Consider the following 21,239-nt stretch of genomic DNA (forward strand, 5'->3'; position numbering starts at 1 on the left):
ATAAAGATTTAGAATTATGAACAAAATAAAATTAAATATTCTAACATTTGGAATGCTGAGTCTGGGCTTATTCTCTTGCTCAGAATCATTTCTGGATGTAGAACCGGAAACCTCTATTTTTGATAGTAATTTTTACAAAACGGAGGCTGATTTTGAAATGGCTTTAGTTGGTTGTTACGATGGATATCAAAGAACAACATCTGATGGCGGAACTGCTTTCTATGTAGCTTCAGAGCTTCTGTCGGATGAATGTTTTGGTGGTGCAGGTGCAGGAGACGATAGAAATAATCAGCTTTTGGATCGGTTTGATCTAAGTCAGGCACCTTCTTACAACGATATCTTTAACGAGACATGGAAATCTTATTATGCAGGAATTTTTCGTTGCAATAAGTTGTTAGCGAAGCTGGATGATATTAGTTGGGAGGGCAAGGAAGATACTCGTAACAGAATTGAAGGTGAAACTCGTTATTTACGTGCGTTATTGTATTTCGATTTGGCACGATTGTTCAATAAAGTGCCCTTGTTGCTTGAACCAACTACCGATAATGTGCCTCAATCGGAACCTGCAGCTATTTATAAAATAATTGCTGAAGATTTAAAGTTTGCTGCTGAAAATATTAATCAGCCGGCTTATTCCCCTTCATGGGCGACAGCAAATGACGGACGGGCTACTCAATGGGCTGCAAAAGCTGTGTTGGGAAGAGTATTCTTATTTTACACCGGTTATTATGGTACTGCCGATTTAGAAGGAGTGGTTGATAAAGCTTATGTGTTGGCAGGACTCGATAATGTGATTGCCGAAGGAGGTTTTTCATTAGTTTCGGAATACAAAAATCTTTGGGAAGCAGCCTCGACTACACCAGTATCTGAAGATAATACTTTAGCAAGTACTTGGGCCGGAAGAGGAAACTCTGAAGCAGTATTTACACAAAAATTCAATTATACTTCCGATTATAATGGTAATGTTGATGGAAACAGATGGTTGGTGATGATGGGATTAAGAGAAACTACTTCTTCGCCTTATGGTTACGGATGGGGATTATGCACCGTAAATCCAAAAACCGCTCAGAGTTTTGATACTGATGATCAGCGGAAAACTGCATCGGTTATTGATATGGTTTCTGAAGGTGTGATAGAAGATGTTGATCTATCCAAGTGGAGGGAATATACCGGATATTGTAATAAAAAGTACATACCTCTTGCCCTTCCTGATGGAACTAATATTGTTGACGGTTTAGGTGAGGGTGATAACCAAATTTCACAATTTCAGGATTTTATCGTGATGCGTTATTCTGATGTTTTATTGATGGCTGCTGAATTGGGCAGTGCAAAGGCTCAAACATATTTTGATGAAGTGAGAGGACGGGCAGGTTTAGGTACTAAAACCGTAACGAAGGAAGCCATTATGGCAGAACGTAGGGTAGAGTTTGCTTTTGAAGGAATCAGATATTGGGATTTATTGCGTCAGGGAATTGATGTGGCTGCCGCTGCAATTGCAGAAAGTAATACAGAAGTATTAAGTGCTAATGTATCTGATTTTATTACAATCACAGAGGCAAACATCAAAAAAACAAATGGTTTTATGCAAATTCCAAATACACAAATTACTCTTTCGAATGGTGTTTTAAAGCAAAATGCAGGATGGTAGTAGTTTTAAAAATATAATATGATGAAAAAACTATATAATTTATTAACATTTCTGATTCTATCAGCTGTAGTGTATACGAGTTGTACACCTGATAAATACGATCTGGAAAAAATCGATATCAAATCAGAAGATTTGGTGGAGGGTATAGCCTATACGATAACACATGATACTGAAAATCCAAATATTGTTTATCTGACAAGTTTAATGGAATCAAACTATCAATCTTTATGGAGTCATCCTCAAGGTAGAAGTCAAACTCAAAAGGATACATTAAAGATTGCTTTTCCAGGTACTTATAAAGTTCTTTTTGGTGTGAATACAAGAGGCGGTGTTGTGTTTGCAGCCGATTCAGCAGAATTTGTAATTGATGAATTCTATTCTGGTTTCGTTGATCATATACTATGGACTAATTTAACTGGAGGTGTCGGACATGAAAAAACGTGGCGACTGGATTATGGTTCTTATGGCCTTGCGGCAGGACCTTTAACTTATTGTGAACCTCAAACAACCTGGGATGAATGGCAAGCTGGAACTGCTAAAATTGGATGGGCTCCTGCATGGGTTGGTAATGAATGGATTATAGAAGAAGCTGATAAAGACAGTAGAATGACTTTTAGCCTGATTGACGGTGCTGAGATAACTACACATAAAGTTACCGAAGGAGTTGATGAGATAGGAACTTTTTCACTGGATGTAGATAATCATACTATAACGACTACAGATGCTACCATTCTTCGTTCCAACAACTTTATTGCCAATGCAACTAACTGGAACCAGAATTTGGCTATTTTGGAGCTAACAGAAAATCAGTTGATGGTTGGGGTTAGAAGAACAAATGATGAAGGAGATTACCTGTACGTTTGGAATTTTGTTTCTGATGAATATGCTGAAAATTATGTGCCGGAAGATCTACCGGATCCTGAACCAACATTACCAGATGGTTGGCAGGAAGATATTTCTAAGGTAGTTACCTATGATATTAAATGGGTTTTATCTCCCGAAACTCCCTTTAATTGGGCTAATTTGGATGGTTCTTTAAAGAATACAGCTTGGGTATCTTCTGATACTTATGATGATTGGACGGGGTTTAACTCTTCAGTTCCAGCTATCTATTCGGATTTCTCGTTAAAAATGAATTCTCAGACAAATACTGTTGAATATACTGCACCAGATGGTATGGTTGAAAATGGCACTTATACATTAGATGAAAAAGGTATTTATACCTTCACAGATATCAAACCAGAATTTATTATATCTGGTGAGGTAACTTTAAAAACAAGCGACGATAATACTTGGAGAATAACTTCAATTGAAAAAGATCCTTCAGGTAATGTAACAGGAATGTGGGTAGGTGTGCGTGATGATGTTAAACCTGAATACAAGGTTTATAAGTTAGTTCCACAAATGGACGTTGAAGAGGTTGATCCATTGGTTGCTTGGAAATCAGCTTTGGCAGGTAAAACTTTTGTGCCTGATGTAAATTGGTTTGTTGATTGGGTTGGTGATTCTCCTGATTTTGCAGGCGGATGGACTAGTGCTTCTACATTTGGAGATGATTTGACCACGAATAGCTGGGTGTGGGATGCAAATGTTAAAGCTATTGCGGAAAGTGCAAGCATTTCCTTTTCTATGAATGGGGATGTTATGGAAATAGACTTGGCTCAAAAATTAACAAATGAACATAATGCAGGAGATGACACAACTCCTGATTGGGTTACCGATGATGTAAATTCAGATTTTACAAATTCAGGAACTGTTGTTATTGATACTGAAACTTCCATCTTAACAATCGATATTCCTTTAGTTAGTTATGCCGGATCATCAGCTCGATGGTTAAGTTCTGTTGGAAATACTGGTGGTGAATGGTTTTTTGTTTCTCACGGAGACTCAAGCTTATCAAATATTGATGAGAAAGGTTTGTGGTTAGGATACACTAGTAAAGCTGGTGAAACAACAATACTTCACTACGTAGTATCAAATTAAATTTGCAAATTTTTACAAATTATCCCGCCCCATTGCGGGCGGGATAATTCTATAATCAAAATTACAAACAATGAAATTGCACCATATATTAATCTCCTTTTTGATTGGGTTGATGGTTTTTGGAGGATGTTCAAATGACGAAACCAGCATAAATCCGGAATTGGTAGTTTCTGTTGATAAGCTGGATATCGCAAAAGCCGGGGAAACAAAAACCATTCATGTTAAAAGTAATGTGGATTGGACGATCGAAAGTTCAGAATTATGGTGTACTGTAACTCCAAATTCCGGAGAAACAGGAACTAACGCAATAGAAGTACTTGTTAGTGCAAATAACAACACCGATGAAAGAGCAGCAAGCCTTACTGTAAGAGCTGGTGATCTTACTAAGGAAATATCTGTTGTGCAAGCTCCCGAATATTTATTGTTACTGACAAAAAGTGCATTTGAACTTAATTCCGATGCTCAGGAAATAAGCATAGAATTTCAAACATCCGGAAAGGTAGAAATTGCTGTTGACGGAGATTGGATTGCAAAGAAAGAATTAAAAAGTATAGTTGATGGATCTCAGACCTTTATCATAAGTGCAAATGAATCTTTTATCGCACGGGAAGGTAGCATCAAATTTACTTTAGATGATATTACAGAAATTGCCACAATCAATCAGAATGGAATCGATGTGAACATTCCTGCTGACAAAACCGGTGTTGAAAGTGATGCTGTGACTTTAGCCGGTAAAATGATAGCCGGATGGAATATTGGGAACTCTATGGAAGTACCCGAAGGAGAAACCGGCTGGGGAAATCCGGTTGTTTCCAAACAATTAATAGACGGCGTTAAAGCTGCTGGGTTTAATGCGATTCGTATTCCATGTGCATGGGATGCTTATATTACAGATAGAGAAACTTATAGGATTTCAGATGCTTGGTTCGCCAGAGTAAAAGAAGTAGTAGATTATTGTTACGAAAATGAAATGTATGCCATCTTAAACATTCATTGGGATGGGGGATGGTTAGAGAACAATCCAACTTTCGATAAACAAGACGAAATAAATAAAGAACAATATGCCCTTTGGCAGCAAATTGCTGTGTATTTCAGAGAATATGATGAGCACTTACTATTTGCAGGAACCAATGAAGTACATGCTGATTATGGCACACCTTCAACCGAAAATATTACTGTTCAGCAATCATTTAATCAAAAATTTGTTGATGCTGTTCGATCTACAGGAGGAAAGAATGCCTACCGAAACTTAGTGGTTCAAACTTATAATACCAATATTGCTCATGGAGTTAATTTTCATGAAATGCCTACGGATGAAGTTGCAAATCGGTTAATGCTTGAAGTACACTATTACGATCCTTGGGATTTTTGCGGACAGGAAGAAAGTGGTTTCAAAACCCAATGGGGAGATGGATATACAGATGTTTCCAGTTACGGTCAGGAAGACTATTTAGATGAACAATTTGGAGCCATGAAAACCAACTATGTGGATAAAGGTGTTCCTGTAATCTTAGGCGAATACGGAGCCATGTTACGTGCTGATCTTACAGGAGATGCATTAGCAATCCATATCGAATCAAGGAATAATTATTTGAAAACAGTAACAAGCGCAGCTAAAGCAAATGGGATGATTCCTTTTATTTGGGATAATGGAGGTACTGGTAATAATAGTTTTGGATTGTTCGATCGTAATACCGGTAATGAAGTACATTCTGATGCTATTGACGCTATAATTGAAGGTGCGATAAATTAAGAATACTTGATATATAGAAATTATTAATCTCAGTTTTTTCGATGTGAAAGAGTAATATAATAGGTTATTTAAAATAAGATTTTATGATTTTTAAAAATAAGAAATTAACTATATTTTTCGCAGGTCTGGGGATGTTGGGAGTTCTTGCTTCCTGTTCGCAGCCAAAATATGAAAAGTTAGAGAATGGAGTAGTTGTTTCCCTTAATAAGAAGGAAAATACAGAAGCCACATTGGTGAAACTGGAAGTAGTTTCTGATGACATTATTCGCGTTAGTTCCACTCCTGAAAAATCGTTTCCTACTAGGGAGAGTTTGGTTGTATTGTCTCAATCAATCACACCAGATTATACTGTAGAAGAGAATCAAGACCAAGTAACACTTTCCACAGCAAGTATTAAAGCAAAAGTATCTCTTTCAACAGGAGAGGTGTCATTTTATGATTTAAACGGGCACTTGTTACTGAAAGAAGCAACAGGAGAGTCAAAAGGATTTACGCCAATTGAAGCCGATGGTTTTAAAGGATATTCTTTTCAACAGGTTTTTGATTCACCTGATAATGAGGCTTTTTATGGTTTAGGACAACACCAAAGCGATGAATGGAACTACAAAGGTAAAAATGAGGAGTTGTATCAGTACAATACCAAAGTATCTATTCCTTTTGTAGTCTCGAATAAAAATTACGGTATTTTATGGGATAACTATTCGTTAACACGTTTTGGCAACCCTAATGATTACGGTCAATTGTCACAATTTAAGTTGTACAATAAGGAAGGAAAAGAAGGTGCTTTAACTGCAACATATACAACAGGAAAGGGTGAAGAATTTACAAAAAGGGATGAAGCAGATATTGATTATGAAAATTTGGAAACGGTGAAGAAGTTTCCTGCAGATTTTCCCTTTAATAATTCCAAAATTGTTTGGGAAGGAGAGATTGAAGCCAAGGAATCAGGTATTTATCATTTTAAATTGTATTATGCCGGATATACCCGTGTTTCGATTGGTGGTAAAGAAGTAGTTGGGGAACGTTGGAGAACAGCATGGAATCCGAATACTTATAAGTTTACTGTTGAGCTTAAAAAAGGAGAACGTGTGCCTGTTAAATTGGATTGGAAACCGGATGGTGGTATTTCTTATGTCAGTTTGAAAGCATTAAGTCCTCGTCCGGCTGAAGATCAAAATAAATTGGCTCTTTGGTCAGAAATGGGACAAGAGCTTGATTATTACTTTATTCATGGCGATAATATGGACAAGGTGATTAGCGGATACCGTCAATTAACTGGGAAAGCAACTATTTTGCCTCGTTGGGCATATGGTTTTTGGCAAAGCCGCGAACGCTATAAAACCCAGAAAGAAGTAGTAGGTACTTTAGCCGAATTTCGGAAACGTAAAATTCCTATCGATAATATTGTAATAGACTGGTCGTACTGGGAAGAGGATCAGTGGGGAAGTCATAAATTTGATGCTTCACGTTTTCCCGATCCGCAAAAAATGATGGATGATATTCATGCTATGAATGGACATGCTATGATTTCTGTTTGGCCTAAGTTTTATACAAACACAGATAACTATAAGGAACTCGATGCAAAAGGATTCATGTATCAGCAAGCGGTAAAAGATAGTGTACGCGACTGGATTGGGAAAGGACACATTGGCTCATTCTACGATCCATATTGTAAAGAGGCACGCCAGCTTTTCTGGAATCAGATGAAAAGTAACATTTATAATTTTGGAATGGATGCCTGGTGGATGGATGCTTCTGAACCTGATATTGTATCTAATTCGAGCATGGAATATCGTAAGAAGCTAATGACACCAACTGCTATTGGTTCATCAACAGAGTTTTTTAATACCTATGCGTTAATGAATGCAAAGGCCATTTATAACGGACAGCGTAGTGTAGATCCAAATAAAAGGGTCTTCTTATTAACCCGTTCAGGTTTTGCCGGATTGCAGCGATACAGTACAGCAACCTGGAGTGGTGATATTGGAACACGATGGGAAGATATGAAAGCGCAGATTACAGCAGGAATGAATTTTGCTATTTCGGGTATTCCTTATTGGACGATGGATATTGGTGGCTTTTGTGTTGAAAAACGTTACGAAAAAGCTAAAGAAGGAAGTGAAGATTTAAAAGAATGGCGCGAATTAAATACCCGTTGGTATCAGTTTGGATCTTTTGTTCCATTATTCCGTGCTCATGGACAGTACCCATACCGCGAGATTTATAATATTGCACCCAAATCTCATAAAGCATATCAAAGTATATTATACTACAACAAGTTAAGATATCGATTAATGCCATATATCTATTCTTTGGCAGGACATGTATATTTTGACGATTACACCATTATGCGTGCACTGGTAATGGATTTTACCAAGGATACCAAGGTAAATGATATTGATGATCAATACATGTTTGGGCCTTCAATAATGGTGTGTCCGGTTTCTAAATTTAAAGCACGTGAACGTCAGGTTTATTTACCTGAGGGAAGCGATTGGTATGATGCATACAATGGCTCACTTTTAAAAGGCGGACAAACAATTAATGCTGATGCTCCTTATGAAAAGATGCCTCTTTTTGTAAAAGCAGGATCTATTTTGCCTGTAGGACCAGAGATTGAGTACACCAGCCAAAAGTTAAATGCACCGATAAAGTTGGTTGTTTATACTGGTGCTGATGCTCAGTTTGAATTGTATGAAGATGAAGGACTAAACTTTAATTACGAAAAAGGCAAGTACAGTACAATCTCAATTAAATGGTCTGAAAATGACCAAAAGCTGACTATTGGAGAGCGGAAAGGTGAGTTTGATGGAATGCCGCAGGAACGAATATTTACTATTGTGTTTGCCTCTGAAACCAAAAAAGTAGATTTTAATTTTGATGACTACAAAGGCAAAGAAGTTAAGTACAATGGAAAATCAGTTCAAGTTGAATTGTAATAAGCCATAGCAAGTAATATAATCCCGGCAGGCAATTGTTTGCCGGGATTATTTTAAGGTAAGTATAATGAATATCAGAATAATATTTTTGTTATTGTTGGCAATACTAATTCAAGTGTCAACTTATGCACAAAAGGAAAGTGTACCCGAAAAAGGATTTGTAAGTTGGCTGCCTGCAACCAAATGGGAAGATGCCTCTTTAATATGGATATTAGTGGGGGTTTTCCTTCATTAATCACACTTATGATTGTGAATAGCAGGCCGGGATATATGACAGTATTTTCTACTTTGCTTAATGATTGAGAAAATGGCGAGATTACAGGTGTTTTGGCATGGGGGAACATTAAAATAAAGCGCATTAAATGGGATGACCGACAAGTTAAAATCCAATTGTCATCAAAAAACAAACAGAAGGTAACATTGGAAATTGGAAATGGTATTCAATTAACAAATAGTAAAGTAAATGGAGCAAAATATAAAATTAAAGATGGTAAATTAATGCTCTATTTAAGTAATGATAAAATTGTCGAAATTGTGGTTTCCCGTTTAAAGTAAACGAAAGAAGAAAATTAAAGGAACGAATATGAAAAAAATACTATTATATGTAGGATTAACACTTGGAGTGATGACCAATGTAAATGCACAAAGTAATGCAAAAACAGAAAAGAAAATTGATGAAATAATCAATCAATTGACTCTTAAAGAGAAAATAGCGATGTGTCATGCGCAATCAAAATTTAGTTCTCCGGGTATTCCTCGTTTGGGTATTCCAGAGTTGTGGATGTCTGACGGACCTCATGGAGTTAGAGGTGAAATAAACTGGGATGATTGGGGCTATGCTAATTGGACAAACGATTCGATAACTGCATTTCCTGCACTAACTTGTTTGGCGGCAACATTTAATCCTGAACTTTCGCATGAATATGGTGTAGCCATTGGAGAGGAGGCGCGATTTAGAAAAAAGGATGTTTTATTGGGACCTGGCGTTAATATTTACCGGACACCACTTAATGGACGTAACTTCGAATACATGGGAGAAGATCCTTATTTGGCATCGGTTATGGTTGTTCCTTACATAAAAGGAGTTCAGGAGAATGGCGTTGCTGCTTGCGTTAAACATTACGCACTTAATAATCAGGAAGAATGGCGCGGACATATCAATGTAAACCTTAGCGACAGAGCTCTTTATGAGATTTATCTGCCGGCATTTAAAGCGGCAGTTGAAAAAGGTCATGTATGGTCCATAATGGGAGCTTATAATCAGGTTCGGGGCGAGCATTGTTGTCATAGCAATTTGCTGCTTAATAAAATATTGAAAGGAAAATGGAATTTCGATGGAACTGTAATTACGGATTGGGGTGGAACTCATGACACCAAACAAGCCGCTTTTAATGGATTGGATATTGAAATGGGAACATGGACCAACGGATTAACAGCTTCTGCTAAGTTTGCTTACGACAACTATTTTTTAGCGGATCCATTTTTGAAAATGATTCAAGATGGTGAAATTGACGAATCGGTTGTTGATGACAAAGTACGACGAATCCTGCGGTTGATGTACAGAACCAATATGAACTTAAATCGTTCGCTTGGCCGGATGAATAATGTTGAACATACTCAGGCAGCACGAAAAGTTGCCGCAGATGGTATTGTATTATTGAAAAACAAGAATGGGTTTTTTCCAATTAATCCGGACACGAATATCAAGATTGCTGTAATTGGTGAAAATGCTACTCGTTCAATGACTGTTGGTGGCGGTTCATCAGAATTGAAAGCTAAATATGAAATATCACCATTGGAAGGCATTAAAAACCGCTTCAAAAATGCGACCATTCTTCATTCAATAGGTTATGCTTCCGGACCATCAGCTTATGGACGTGAAATACCTTCCAAATTGAATGCCGATTCATTGGTAAAAGCAGCCGTTAACGTGGCTTCAAAAGCAGATGTTGTTTTATTTATTGGAGGACTCAATAAAAATCATTTTCAGGATTGTGAAGGTGGTGACCGCAAGCATTTCGAATTGCCGTTTGGGCAAAATGAGTTGATTGATAAATTATTAAAAGTAAATAATAATCTGGGACTTGTATTGGTTAGTGGAAATGCAGTTGAGATGCCATGGTTATCGCAGGTTAAAGGATTAATGCAGTCGTGGTACAATGGTAGTGAGGCCGGAAACGCTTTGGCTGATGTTATTTCGGGAGATGTGAATCCTTCAGGAAAACTTCCCTTCTCATATCCGGTTAAATTAAATGATAATGCAGCTCATTATTTTGGGGAGCTTTCATATCCGGGCGATAGTATTAATCAGTACTACAAAGAAGATATTTTAGTTGGTTACCGTTGGCACGATACAAAAAAAATTAAGCCTTTGTTTGCCTTTGGTTATGGTTTGTCCTATACGGATTTTAAGATATCCGATCTTAATACAGACAAGCAGATTTACTCTAAAGGTGATAAGATAAAAGTTAGCTGTATGCTGGCAAATACAGGAAAAATAAAAGGATCAGAAGTTGTTCAGGTTTATATCGGTAAGCCAAAATCAAAAGTTGATCGGGCTTTAAAAGAACTCAAAGGTTTTAGTAAAGTATATTTGAATCCCGGGCAAGAACAACAGGTAAAGATTGAAATTTCTGTTGATGATTTAGATTTCTACGATGAATCAATATCCGGTTGGAATTTGGAAAAAGGCACTTATATTATTTATATTGGTAATTCCTCCGACCATATTATTCAAAAGCAGAAAATAAATATAAAATAGAGAATTAGGGATGGGTTTTACTGTCCCTTTTGTATTTAACTTTAAAATAAATTCACAAAACTTATTTATGTATCGACTAATTGGCATAATCCTGCTTTTTGTTTTATCAAGTTTTTCAATTCATGCAGAAAGACAATATTCTTTTCTGAAGGTTAACAATGTTGATGGATTAGTTAATAATCAGGTAACCTGCATACACAAAGATGCAAGAGGGTTTATTTGGATCGGAACAACAGCAGGTTTAAGTCGGTATGATGGTTCAAGCTTCGTCAATTATAAACACAAATCTTCCGATTCAACATCAATTATTGATAATTATATTGTAGGTATTCAGGAAGATGCGAATGGAAATTTATGGATTAAAACAGGGTGGGGTAATATTGTTTATGATATCAATAAAGAGAAATTTCATAGTGATTTGTCATTATTTTTAGGACAAAAGGGTTCTGAATATAATATTGAGAATATCTACATTGATAAGAATAAGAAAATTTGGGTAAAGGAATTTGAGAAACTGTATTATCAAGCTATTGATTCAGTTACAGGTAGGCTTAGGAGTAATTTTCCAGAGTTAAAAGAGGAATCTTATATGGTTGTAAATTTCGTGCATGCCAATGGCGATTATTATTACCTGTTGAGCAATGGCTGTGTCGAATGTTTTGATGGGCAGGACTATAAACTTAAGTTTAAAAATGATTTCCTTGCAGGAAAATTAGGAGCCGATAGCTTAAATACAGCCATTTTTATTGATGCAGAGAATGATATTTGGTTTTATGGAAACAATGATGGACTTTATCAGTACCAAATAAAAAATAACAAGTGGAATCATTATACCGTTCATTCAGATAAAATACGTTTAACAAGTAACATCGTAAAAAAAGTTATTCAAGATGACAAAGGATTAATTTGGGTAGGTACTGACCATGGAGGTATTGATGTGATTAATAAATTCTCAGGAGAAACCACTAAGATTTATCACCAGTCAGATAATGATAAAAGCTTGTCTCAGAACTCGATAACGGAATTGTATATGGATAATAATAACGTTATCTGGATTGGGACATTTAAGAATGGAGTAAGTTATTACCATGAAAGTATTCATAAATTTCCACAGTATAGGAATTTTCTGTCCGACGAATCGAGTTTGCCGTATAATGATGTTAACTGTTTTGTTGAAGATAAAAAGGGAAATTTATGGATTGGTACGAATGGTGGTGGTCTCATTTATTTTAACCGCAGGAATAATACTTTCAAAAGCTATAAGGTTGATGAAGCCAATTCTAATTCCTTAATTAATAATGTTGTTGTAAGTTTATTTATTGATAGTAATGATGAATTGTGGGTAGGAACATTTACGGGAGGATTAAATCGTTTTAATGGAAAAACCTTTAAAAGATATCAATATTCACCAAATGGAAATAATGGTCTTACGAGCAACAATATATGGTCAATTAATGAAGATGATCAGCAAAATTTATGGATCGGTACCCTTGGCGGAGGTATCGTAATATTCGATCGTAACAATGAAATTTTTAAACCTGTTCCAAATAAAGGCAATGTGAAATTGCCTACGGAATATGTGAATCAAATCTGTAAATTGGATAACGGTAACATGTTTATTGCAACAGCTAATGGAGTGACATTTTATGATGTTAAAGAGCAGCGGTATAAAAATTACCCCTTAGTTACAAGATCAGGAGCACCGCCTTTAAATAGTAAAAATGTGAATGGAGTATTTGAAGATTCAAGAGGTCTTTTATGGATTGCTACAAGAGAAGGATTAATTATGTTTGATCCAAATGCAAGTTTCTCGAAACATTTTACCAGCGAAGATGGATTACCTGAAGATGTATTTAACTGTATACAAGAAGATGAATTTCAGTCAATTTGGGTCAGTAAATCAACAGGATTAAGTCAGATTATTGTATCGAAAACAGCTCCTGATAAGGAGTATTCTTTTCAGATTTATGATTTTACAGAAGAGGATGGATTGCAAGATAAAGAATTCAATCCCAATGCAAGTTATAAAACAACAAATAATGAATTGATTTTTGGCGGGCGCAATGGTTTTAATCTGTTTGAATCAAAGAATATAAAATACAATCAGATTTTACCCAAAGTAGTATTTACTGATTTTCAGGTTTACAACCAAAGTGTATCTCCTGGGTCAAAAGTGAAAAATGTTAAATTACTGGAATCTTCAATAGTATCAACAAAAAGTATTGAGATTAAACATTCTATGAATGTTTTTTCCATTGGATTTACGGCACTTAACTTTTTTATTCCGAGTAAAATTAAATATCAATATAAATTGGAGGGATTCGATGATGATTGGGTGTCGCTGGATGCGAATCGAAATCGGGTAACCTACACCAATCTTAATCCGGGAGATTATTATTTTAAAGTGAAGGCATCCAACAATGATGGAATTTGGAATGAGGATTATGCAGAATTACGTATTATTGTATTACCACCTTTGTATGCAACGCCATTGGCTTATTTTATATATATCCTTTTAGTTGTTGGAATTCTTGTGTATTTCAGATATTCAATGTTGCGTAAGGAACGTGTAAAATTCCAAAAAGAGCAAGAACAAATACAGGCCAACCGTAATCATGAGATGGATGAGATGAAACTGAGGTTTTTAACGAATGTTAGTCATGAATTTCGTACGCCATTAACGCTGATTTTAACGCCTTTGGATAAATTGTTAAAGCAAACCAGATCCGAATCGGATAAAAGATTGCTTGATACCATTGAGCGAAATGCCAAACAACTCCTTAATCTGGTAAATCAATTGCTGGATTTTCGTAAGTTGGAGTTGCATGGATTGCGATATAATCCATCTTACGTTGATATTGTTACTTTTTTAAATGAAGTGACTCATAATTTTGAGGATGCCTTTAACAAGAAGCGAATCAAATTCACATTTGAGCATTCAACAGAACTTTTTATATTCAATTTCGATAAAGAAAAACTGGAGAAGGTAATGATGAACCTACTATCCAATGCTTTAAAATTTACTCACGAAAAAGGGAATGTAAAATTAAAGTTGGAGATAAAAGATGAAGATGGACTTGTTAATATTATTATTCAGGATAATGGTGTTGGAATAGATGAAGAGGATATCGACAAAATATTTGTTCGTTTTTATCAGTCCGAAAAAAATAAGAAATTGGGACTGTCCGGAAGTGGAATTGGATTGAATCTCGCCCGTGAGATGATTCAGCTGCACAATGGCATTATTGAAGTGGAAAGCGAACGAGGTAAAGGAGCCAAATTTAAAGTGAGTTTGCCAATTGATAAGACAGTTGTAGTAGATAATGAAGATTTGGAAAGAGTAGATGAAGATTTTGCCAGACCTCAGCAAGAGTCTGAAAGTAGCGAGAAAATCAAAAAGCCAATTATTTTATTGGTTGAAGATAATATTGATTTCAGATCGTTTATGAAAGAAACACTGCAGGAACAGTTTAAGATCTACGAGGCTCAGGATGGTCAAAAAGGATACGATACAGTTCATAAGGTACTTCCTGATTTAATTATTAGCGATGTGATGATGCCCAATGTGGATGGCCTTGAATTGTGTACAATGCTTCGTAAAGATATCCGGACATCCCACATTCCGTTTATCCTTTTAACTGCGCGAACTGCTGATGAGGATAAAATTAAAGGGCTGGAAATTGGTGCCGACGATTACATAACAAAACCCTTTAATATGGATTTACTTCTTTTGCGGGTTCGTAAATTATTGGAAAAAAGAAGTCAGTTCCAAAAGCAATTTCAAAAAACGGTTGATATAAGTCCAAGCGAAGTTCAAATTACTTCAATGGATGAAAAATTGATTAAAAAAGCCGTTGCAACAGTTGAAAAAAACATTTCAGAATCTAAATTTTCAGTTGAAGATTTAAGCCGTGAACTGGGTATGAGTCGTGTCTATCTTTATAAAAAATTAATTTCGATTACGGGTAAATCTCCTATTGAGTTTATTAGAATTATCAGATTAAAAAGAGGACTGCAGCTTTTGGAAAAAAGCCAGATGAATATTGCAGAAATTGCCTACGAAGTTGGTTTTAACAGCCCGCGTTATTTTAGTAAGTATTTTAAAGAAGAGTATGGTATTTTACCAACGGCTTATGCGAAAAGGTATAAGGAAGATGGAGAATAACTGCATTTAATTCGGAATAAATACATTTAGTTACCCTTTTGGAAACATTTGGTAAGTAAAAATATTGCATTTGTAATTATTTTTAGCCTCTAAATTGAAATAGAGTTATGAGTTCAAAATTTTTAGCTAAAGTAAGCCTTGTGCTTTTTTATTTATTTCCTAATACTGCTTATTCCAATGTTTCATTGCCTGCTATTTTTGGCAAACACATGGTGATGCAGCAAAATTCTGAGGTGAAACTATGGGGTTGGGGCAAGCCGATGGAAAAAATTAGAGTAACTACCTCTTGGGACAATGATACCCTAAATACTGTGACCACTAACAATGCAAAATGGTCGGTAATGTTAAAAACTCCTGAAGCAGGAGGTCCATATTCAATAAAAATAGAGGGATACAATTCTGTAGTTATCGATGACATATTAATGGGTGAGGTGTGGTTACTTTCGGGACAGTCGAATATGGAATGGAAAACCAGCTTTGGAATTAATAATATAGGAGAAGAGGTTGAAAATGCTGACAATAATGAAATTCGTTTTTTTTCAGTAACGCTTAAAACATCACCAACTAAATGTATTGATGTTTCAGGTCAGTGGATGAAATGTACGCCCGAAAGCATGAATGATTTTAGTGCTATAGGTTACTTTTTTGGAAAGGAACTGAATAAGGAACTTAAGATTCCTGTTGGGTTAATCAGCTCTAATTGGGGTGGAACGCCAATTGAAACATGGGTTCCGGAGCAAGAAATTTTGGCTTCGAATGAGTTAACAGAATCTGCTCAAAAGGTACCTTATTTTCCTTGGGCACCCAATATGCCTGGTTGTGTTTACAATGCAATGATAGCACCGATTATGCCTTTCCCAATGAAAGGAGTTTTGTGGTATCAGGGAGAAGCTAATGTCGATAATTCAGCAACATATACCAAAACCCTTGAGACTTTAGTGAGAAGTTGGAGGAAAGGTTTTAAAACTGATCTTGCTTTTTATTATGCACAAATAGCTCCTTTTATTCACTATGCTAAAGATGCAGGAGTAAAAGTCCGCGAAGCTCAACGCCGTGCTTTAGAATCTATTCCAAATTCGGGAATGGTTGTAATGAGTGATATTGGTGATACTCTTGATATTCATCCACGTAATAAAATTGACGCAGGGAAGCGGTTTGCACATCTGGCACTTAATAAAACCTATAAGTTGAGTGATTTTCCAGCATCAGGGCCTCTTTTTAAGACTTTTTTGATTAAAGGATCAGAAGTCGAAGTAATTTTTGATTGTGCAGAAGGATTGCATTGTGAGAAAGCTGATTTGCCCTATTTTGAATTAGCAGGAGAGGATGGAATCTGGTTTTCTGCTCAGGCTTTTATTAAGAACGACAAAGTACTTGTGAAATCAGAGGAAGTTAGGAATCCCGTTAATGTGAGATTTGCCTGGGCCAATTCAGCCACACCAAAACTTTTTAACAAGGATAATTTACCGGCTTCCTGTTTTACTACAATTGATTTTTGAAAACCATATAATTTTATAAATGAGAACTATAGTAAAGAATATCATTTTATTGTCCTGCGTGTTTGTTTTTGGATTTTGTAATGTTCAAAATCAGGATATTTCATTCGATCAGCCAAATTTAACTTATGAAGGCCGAATTAGGTTTCGACCCGATGCTGCGGAGCTTTCATGGTCGGGTTCTTCGGTAAGTATCCAATTTAAGGGAAGCAGTATTTCAGCTACTCTTCAGGATTTGGATACGGCAAATTATTACAATGTGATTGTGGATCGTAAGGTGATTTCGAAATTGCATACCGATACACTGAAAACAAAATACATACTAGCCTCAGGCTTATCCGAAGGAATACATCAAGTACAATTGTATAAACGTACCGAATGGGATAAAGGGAAAACATTGTTTTATGGTTTTGAATTACCCGGTGATGCAAAACTTCTGCCGGCGGAAACACCAAAAAAGAGAAAAATAGAGTTCTACGGAAACTCCATTACCTCTGCGTATGGAAATGAAGATACTAGTGGAAAAGATCGTCCGTATGGTTATTTTCAAAATAACTATGAATCATACGCAGCTATTACAGCAAGACATTTTAATGCTCAATACCATTGTATTTCTAAAAGTGGTATCGGAGTATTGGTTAGTTGGTTTCCATTGATTATGTCCGAAATGTATGATCGAATCGACCCAAATGACTCAGTTTTAAAATGGGATTTTTCCAAATATACACCTGATGTAGTAGTAATTAATCTTTTTCAGAACGATTCATGGATCGTAAATATCCCCAAAAATGAGCAGTTTAAAAATAGATTTGGTAAGGATGCACCCGATTCAACAACTATTATTGCAGCTTACAAAGATTTCGTCACTTCCATTCGCGGTAAGTATCCACATTCGTCTATTATCTGTACCCTTGGCAGTATGGATGCAACCCAAAAAGGATCTCAGTGGCCTGGATATGTACAAACAGCAGTAAGTCAATTAAAGGATGATAAGATATTCTCTTGTTTTTTCCCGTTTAAAAATTCAGGCGGACATCCAAACATTAAGGAACATCATGCAATGGCTGACCAATTAATTGAGTTCATTGAAGAAAATATTGAATGGTGATTTAGAGCCTAATATAAAAAACTGCACTTAAATTGATATCATTAGCGTATTATTAAGGACCAAATGCAGTTGAGAGGTAGTGTTAGGAAACTAGTACTACCTCTCTTTACAAAAAATATCCTGTTAATACTCGATTTTTGATCTCTTCAGAAGGCATTGAAAAAAATAGCTTACGGTTTGGGCAGGACACCAAAATTGAGAAGATCTAATAAAGAAAAAATATGGCAAAGAAAATTAGCTTATTGGCATTACTAATAAGCAGTTGGATTGGTGTTTTATCTGCACAGGATTTTTTTCCTAAAAAGGATTTGATGTCTGTTGGTGTGTATTACTATCCTGAGCAATGGTCGGAAGATCAATGGGAAAGGGATATTGAGAATATTGCCGGTCATGGATTCGAATTTATTCATATGTCTGAATTTGCCTGGGCTCAGATGGAACCATCTGAGGGCAAGTATGATTTTACCTGGCTTGATAAAGTAATTGAGTTGGCTGATAAAAATAAGCTGAAAGTGATTTTGGGAACACCTACGCCATGTCCTCCGGTATGGCTCGGAATTAAGTATCCCGAAATATACATACAAGATGGTAACTATCAATCTAAAGAACATGGCACCCGTGCAAACATGTCATTATCCAACCCGATTGTTTTGGAGTATACACAAAAAATTGTTGATGAAATGGCTAAGCATTATGCACACAACAAAGCTGTAATGGGATGGCAAATTGACAATGAGCCAGAGGCTAAAGAAGATTACAGTCCGTCTGCGCAATTGGCATTTCGGGAATGGTTACAAAATGAATATGCAGATATTACAGAACTGAATAAGGCATGGGGAACGGCATTTTGGAGTCAGTTGTATTCGGCTTTTGATGAAGTTAGAATTCATAATGCTCAGAATGTTGGTTGGTGGGGTGCAAATCCTATTGCTTTATTGGATTTTAAGCGTTTTACAGCGGATACGCAAGCATCTTTTTTAGATTTTCAGGCAGAAGAATTGCGGAAATATATTGATGAGTCACAGTTTATAACTACAAACTATGTGGCAAAAGGCAGCCAGACGGATCCGAAAAGAAGTAAAAAACTTGATTTTGCTTCATTTACAGCTTATCCCAATTATGGGAGCAATAATCTGGGAGACTTGGGTTTTCGTTTAGGTGATCACACCGTTTTAATGTATGCCAATGATTATTATAAGTCGGTAAATGGCATTGCAGGAGTTATGGAACTGCAGCCCGGACAGGTAAATTGGGCCAATTACAATTCATTGTTACAGCCCGGAACCGTTCGTATGTGGCTGTGGCATTGTTTTGCAGGAGGTAGTTCTTTTGCATGTACCTATCGTTACCGACAAGTACTTTATGGTGCCGAGCAATATCATAATGGTGTGGTTCGAACCGATGGTGTTACTTTGAGTCAGGGAGGAGAGGAGTATGTACAGGTGATCAAAGAGATGAATGAATTGAGGAAAAAGTACAGCAAGAATACTCAAATGCCTGAAGCTGTTCAGAAGAGAAAAACTGCCATCATGTGGTCGTTTGACAACCTTTGGAATCTGGAAAGACAGAAGCAAACCAACCAATGGAATACATGGAAGCACATGCAGCGTTATCAGCAGATATTGCATTCATTTGGTGCTCCGGTGAGTTTCATTTCAGAGGAAGATGATTTTGATGATTATGAATTTATTATAGTTCCTGCTTACGAAATGGTAGACGAGGCGTTGGTTCAGAAATGGAAAAAGTTCGTTTCAAAAGGAGGTAAGCTTATTGTTTCACCAAGAACCGGAGCTAAAGATAAAAATGCTCATTTATGGGAAAATAATTTATCGGGCATTATGAATGAACTAATTGGAGGAAAGATTTATTCATTTGATATGCTTCCATCCGGGAAACAAGGTAATATTTTAATGGATGGGAAAAATTACAAATGGAGTTCATGGGGAGATTTAATTACCCCGGAAGATAAAACTGAGGTCGTAGCTAGTTATACCGATCAATTTTACAAAGGAACTGCCTGCATTTTAAAAAATGAAATTGGTAAAGGGCAAGTTTGGTATATTGGAACAGAATCTGTTGATGGGGATTTGGAACGCAATCTTCTGAAAAACATATACCAACAAAATAATGTTGGGGTAGAAAATTATCCTGAAGGTGTTTTTGTTCAGTATCGCGATGGTTTTATGGTGGCTGTTAATTATTCTTCCGATGAGTATATTTTAAATTATAATGGAGATTACCTGATAGGAGATAAAGTGTTAAAACCAGCAGATGTTGCCGTGTGGCGGATTGAGAAATAGCTTGGTGATTTCTAGTAACTGTTCTTATAAAATTTCAACCATGTAAAATATTTACGTGGTTTTTTTATAGTTTGTTGAGGATCGAGGAATAACTTTTTATATTTCTGTTGCTGAGATGGGGTAAATTGGCTCTATTTCTTCTTTTCGGATAATTATGAAAACGCTGGTCTATCATCAGCCGCTTTAAAGTTATGGTGTGAGTTTGACGCAATATTATTCCTTCTTGTTTTGCTGTTTTGTTAATCCACTCAATTATAAGTTTGTGTAGTTTTGTTTGCATCTGTTGGGTAAGTGATATTCTTTTCTTGTACGGTACTGTCAATTAACACTTCTTTTTCCTGAGCCTCTTTGCCAAATAATTGGATTGATACTTTCAATAATTTTTCTACCTCGTCTTTACCGATACGCTTTCTAAAATGTATAAATTCTGTTGGATTAAAGGGTTTTTGTGTTTGAAAAACATTCTCTCTGCTAAAATATTGCCAGTAGGGATTCTTAATCCATCTGTCAACTTGCCACATCACTTAAATTATAAATGTGTTTTAGCAATAGCAAACCTACCATTCTACGGAACGGATAGGAACTGACGGGCATTCTATCTCTGAATAATAAACAGAGAACCCTTTCTCTATCTAGTCCCAATCTATTTTTCAGGATAAAATACATAACTCATGCTTTAAATTGATGAACCTTTCCATGGGTGTGTCAAAAATACTTAACTGAGATGTTTTATCTTGTTTTCCAACCTTATCAGCAAGCTTTATGTCTAAAATAAATATTTACTTGCAAATTTAGAAACCTAAACAAAAAGTTTATCTATTGGTTATCAGAATTATAATGCTTTTTTAAAGTCCGATTAGTTATGCTTATTAGTGTCTAAAATTATTTAAACGAAACTCTCACGAATATAATGTGTTAAAATAAGATTTTGGCTGAAAGAAATATTCTAGGGTAATAAATAATATGTTGAAATTTTTTGCCAAATTTGAAACTTATTTATTTTTCTTTCGTCAAAGCAAAAGATTCTTTAACGCAAAGGAATATATGTTTCTACCTAAGGTCAATTAAGATGTCGATTCATAGGAA

General features: G+C 35.9%; 12 protein-coding genes. 11 read left to right on the forward strand and 1 reads right to left on the reverse strand.

What is annotated here, in order from left to right; translation table 11 throughout:
* Nucleotides 1-16 precede the first annotated feature (16 nt).
* The 11 genes from ACY0M5_RS06615 (at nt 17) to ACY0M5_RS06665 (ending at nt 20,153) form a co-directional block, all read left to right on the forward strand.
* Nucleotides 17-1,648: a RagB/SusD family nutrient uptake outer membrane protein gene (locus tag ACY0M5_RS06615; RefSeq protein WP_461631206.1), complete on the forward strand. Its 1,632-nt coding sequence runs from the start codon at nt 17-19 to the stop codon at nt 1,646-1,648.
* Nucleotides 1,649-1,669: 21 nt separating this feature from the next.
* The gene (locus ACY0M5_RS06620; RefSeq protein ID WP_461631207.1) at nt 1,670-3,631 is read left to right on the forward strand and encodes a hypothetical protein; all 1,962 of its coding nucleotides are present in this window, start codon (nt 1,670-1,672) and stop codon (nt 3,629-3,631) included.
* A gap of 70 nt (nt 3,632-3,701) precedes the next feature.
* Entirely contained in the window at nt 3,702-5,384 is a 1,683-nt protein-coding gene (locus ACY0M5_RS06625; RefSeq protein WP_461631208.1) for a cellulase family glycosylhydrolase, read from the forward strand.
* Between the two features lie 83 nt (nt 5,385-5,467).
* Nucleotides 5,468-8,323 carry a TIM-barrel domain-containing protein gene (locus ACY0M5_RS06630; RefSeq protein ID WP_461631209.1) on the forward strand — a complete coding sequence of 952 codons (2,856 nt, stop codon included), beginning with the start codon at nt 5,468-5,470 and terminating at the stop codon, nt 8,321-8,323.
* A gap of 67 nt (nt 8,324-8,390) precedes the next feature.
* Nucleotides 8,391-8,558 carry a hypothetical protein gene (locus ACY0M5_RS06635; protein ID WP_154675806.1) on the forward strand — a complete coding sequence of 56 codons (168 nt, stop codon included), beginning with the start codon at nt 8,391-8,393 and terminating at the stop codon, nt 8,556-8,558.
* A 92-nt stretch (nt 8,559-8,650) separates the two neighbouring features.
* Nucleotides 8,651-8,878 (forward strand): hypothetical protein, encoded by a 228-nt coding sequence (locus tag ACY0M5_RS06640; protein WP_461631210.1) that lies wholly within the window; start codon nt 8,651-8,653, stop codon nt 8,876-8,878.
* 28 nt (nt 8,879-8,906) lie between these two features.
* Nucleotides 8,907-11,084, forward strand: a complete 2,178-nt coding sequence (locus ACY0M5_RS06645; RefSeq protein ID WP_461631211.1) for a beta-glucosidase family protein — start codon at nt 8,907-8,909, stop codon at nt 11,082-11,084.
* A 67-nt stretch (nt 11,085-11,151) separates the two neighbouring features.
* Complete coding sequence (locus ACY0M5_RS06650) at nt 11,152-15,249, forward strand: two-component regulator propeller domain-containing protein (protein WP_461631212.1); 4,098 nt, start codon at nt 11,152-11,154, stop codon at nt 15,247-15,249.
* Nucleotides 15,250-15,356: 107 nt separating this feature from the next.
* Nucleotides 15,357-16,748: a sialate O-acetylesterase gene (locus tag ACY0M5_RS06655; RefSeq protein ID WP_461631213.1), complete on the forward strand. Its 1,392-nt coding sequence runs from the start codon at nt 15,357-15,359 to the stop codon at nt 16,746-16,748.
* 19 nt (nt 16,749-16,767) lie between these two features.
* Nucleotides 16,768-17,853, forward strand: a complete 1,086-nt coding sequence (locus ACY0M5_RS06660; RefSeq protein ID WP_461631214.1) for an SGNH/GDSL hydrolase family protein — start codon at nt 16,768-16,770, stop codon at nt 17,851-17,853.
* Between the two features lie 221 nt (nt 17,854-18,074).
* Nucleotides 18,075-20,153: a beta-galactosidase gene (locus ACY0M5_RS06665; protein ID WP_461631215.1), complete on the forward strand. Its 2,079-nt coding sequence runs from the start codon at nt 18,075-18,077 to the stop codon at nt 20,151-20,153.
* A 248-nt stretch (nt 20,154-20,401) separates the two neighbouring features.
* Here ACY0M5_RS06665 and ACY0M5_RS06670 read toward each other — a convergent pair whose 3' ends face one another.
* On the reverse strand, nt 20,402-20,674 hold the full coding sequence (locus ACY0M5_RS06670; protein ID WP_461631216.1) for a transposase: 273 nt from the start codon (nt 20,672-20,674) through the stop codon (nt 20,402-20,404).
* Nucleotides 20,675-21,239 lie beyond the last annotated feature (565 nt).

This window comes from Labilibaculum euxinicum, from assembly GCF_963678175.1.
GTDB lineage: Bacteria > Bacteroidota > Bacteroidia > Bacteroidales > Marinifilaceae > Labilibaculum > Labilibaculum euxinus.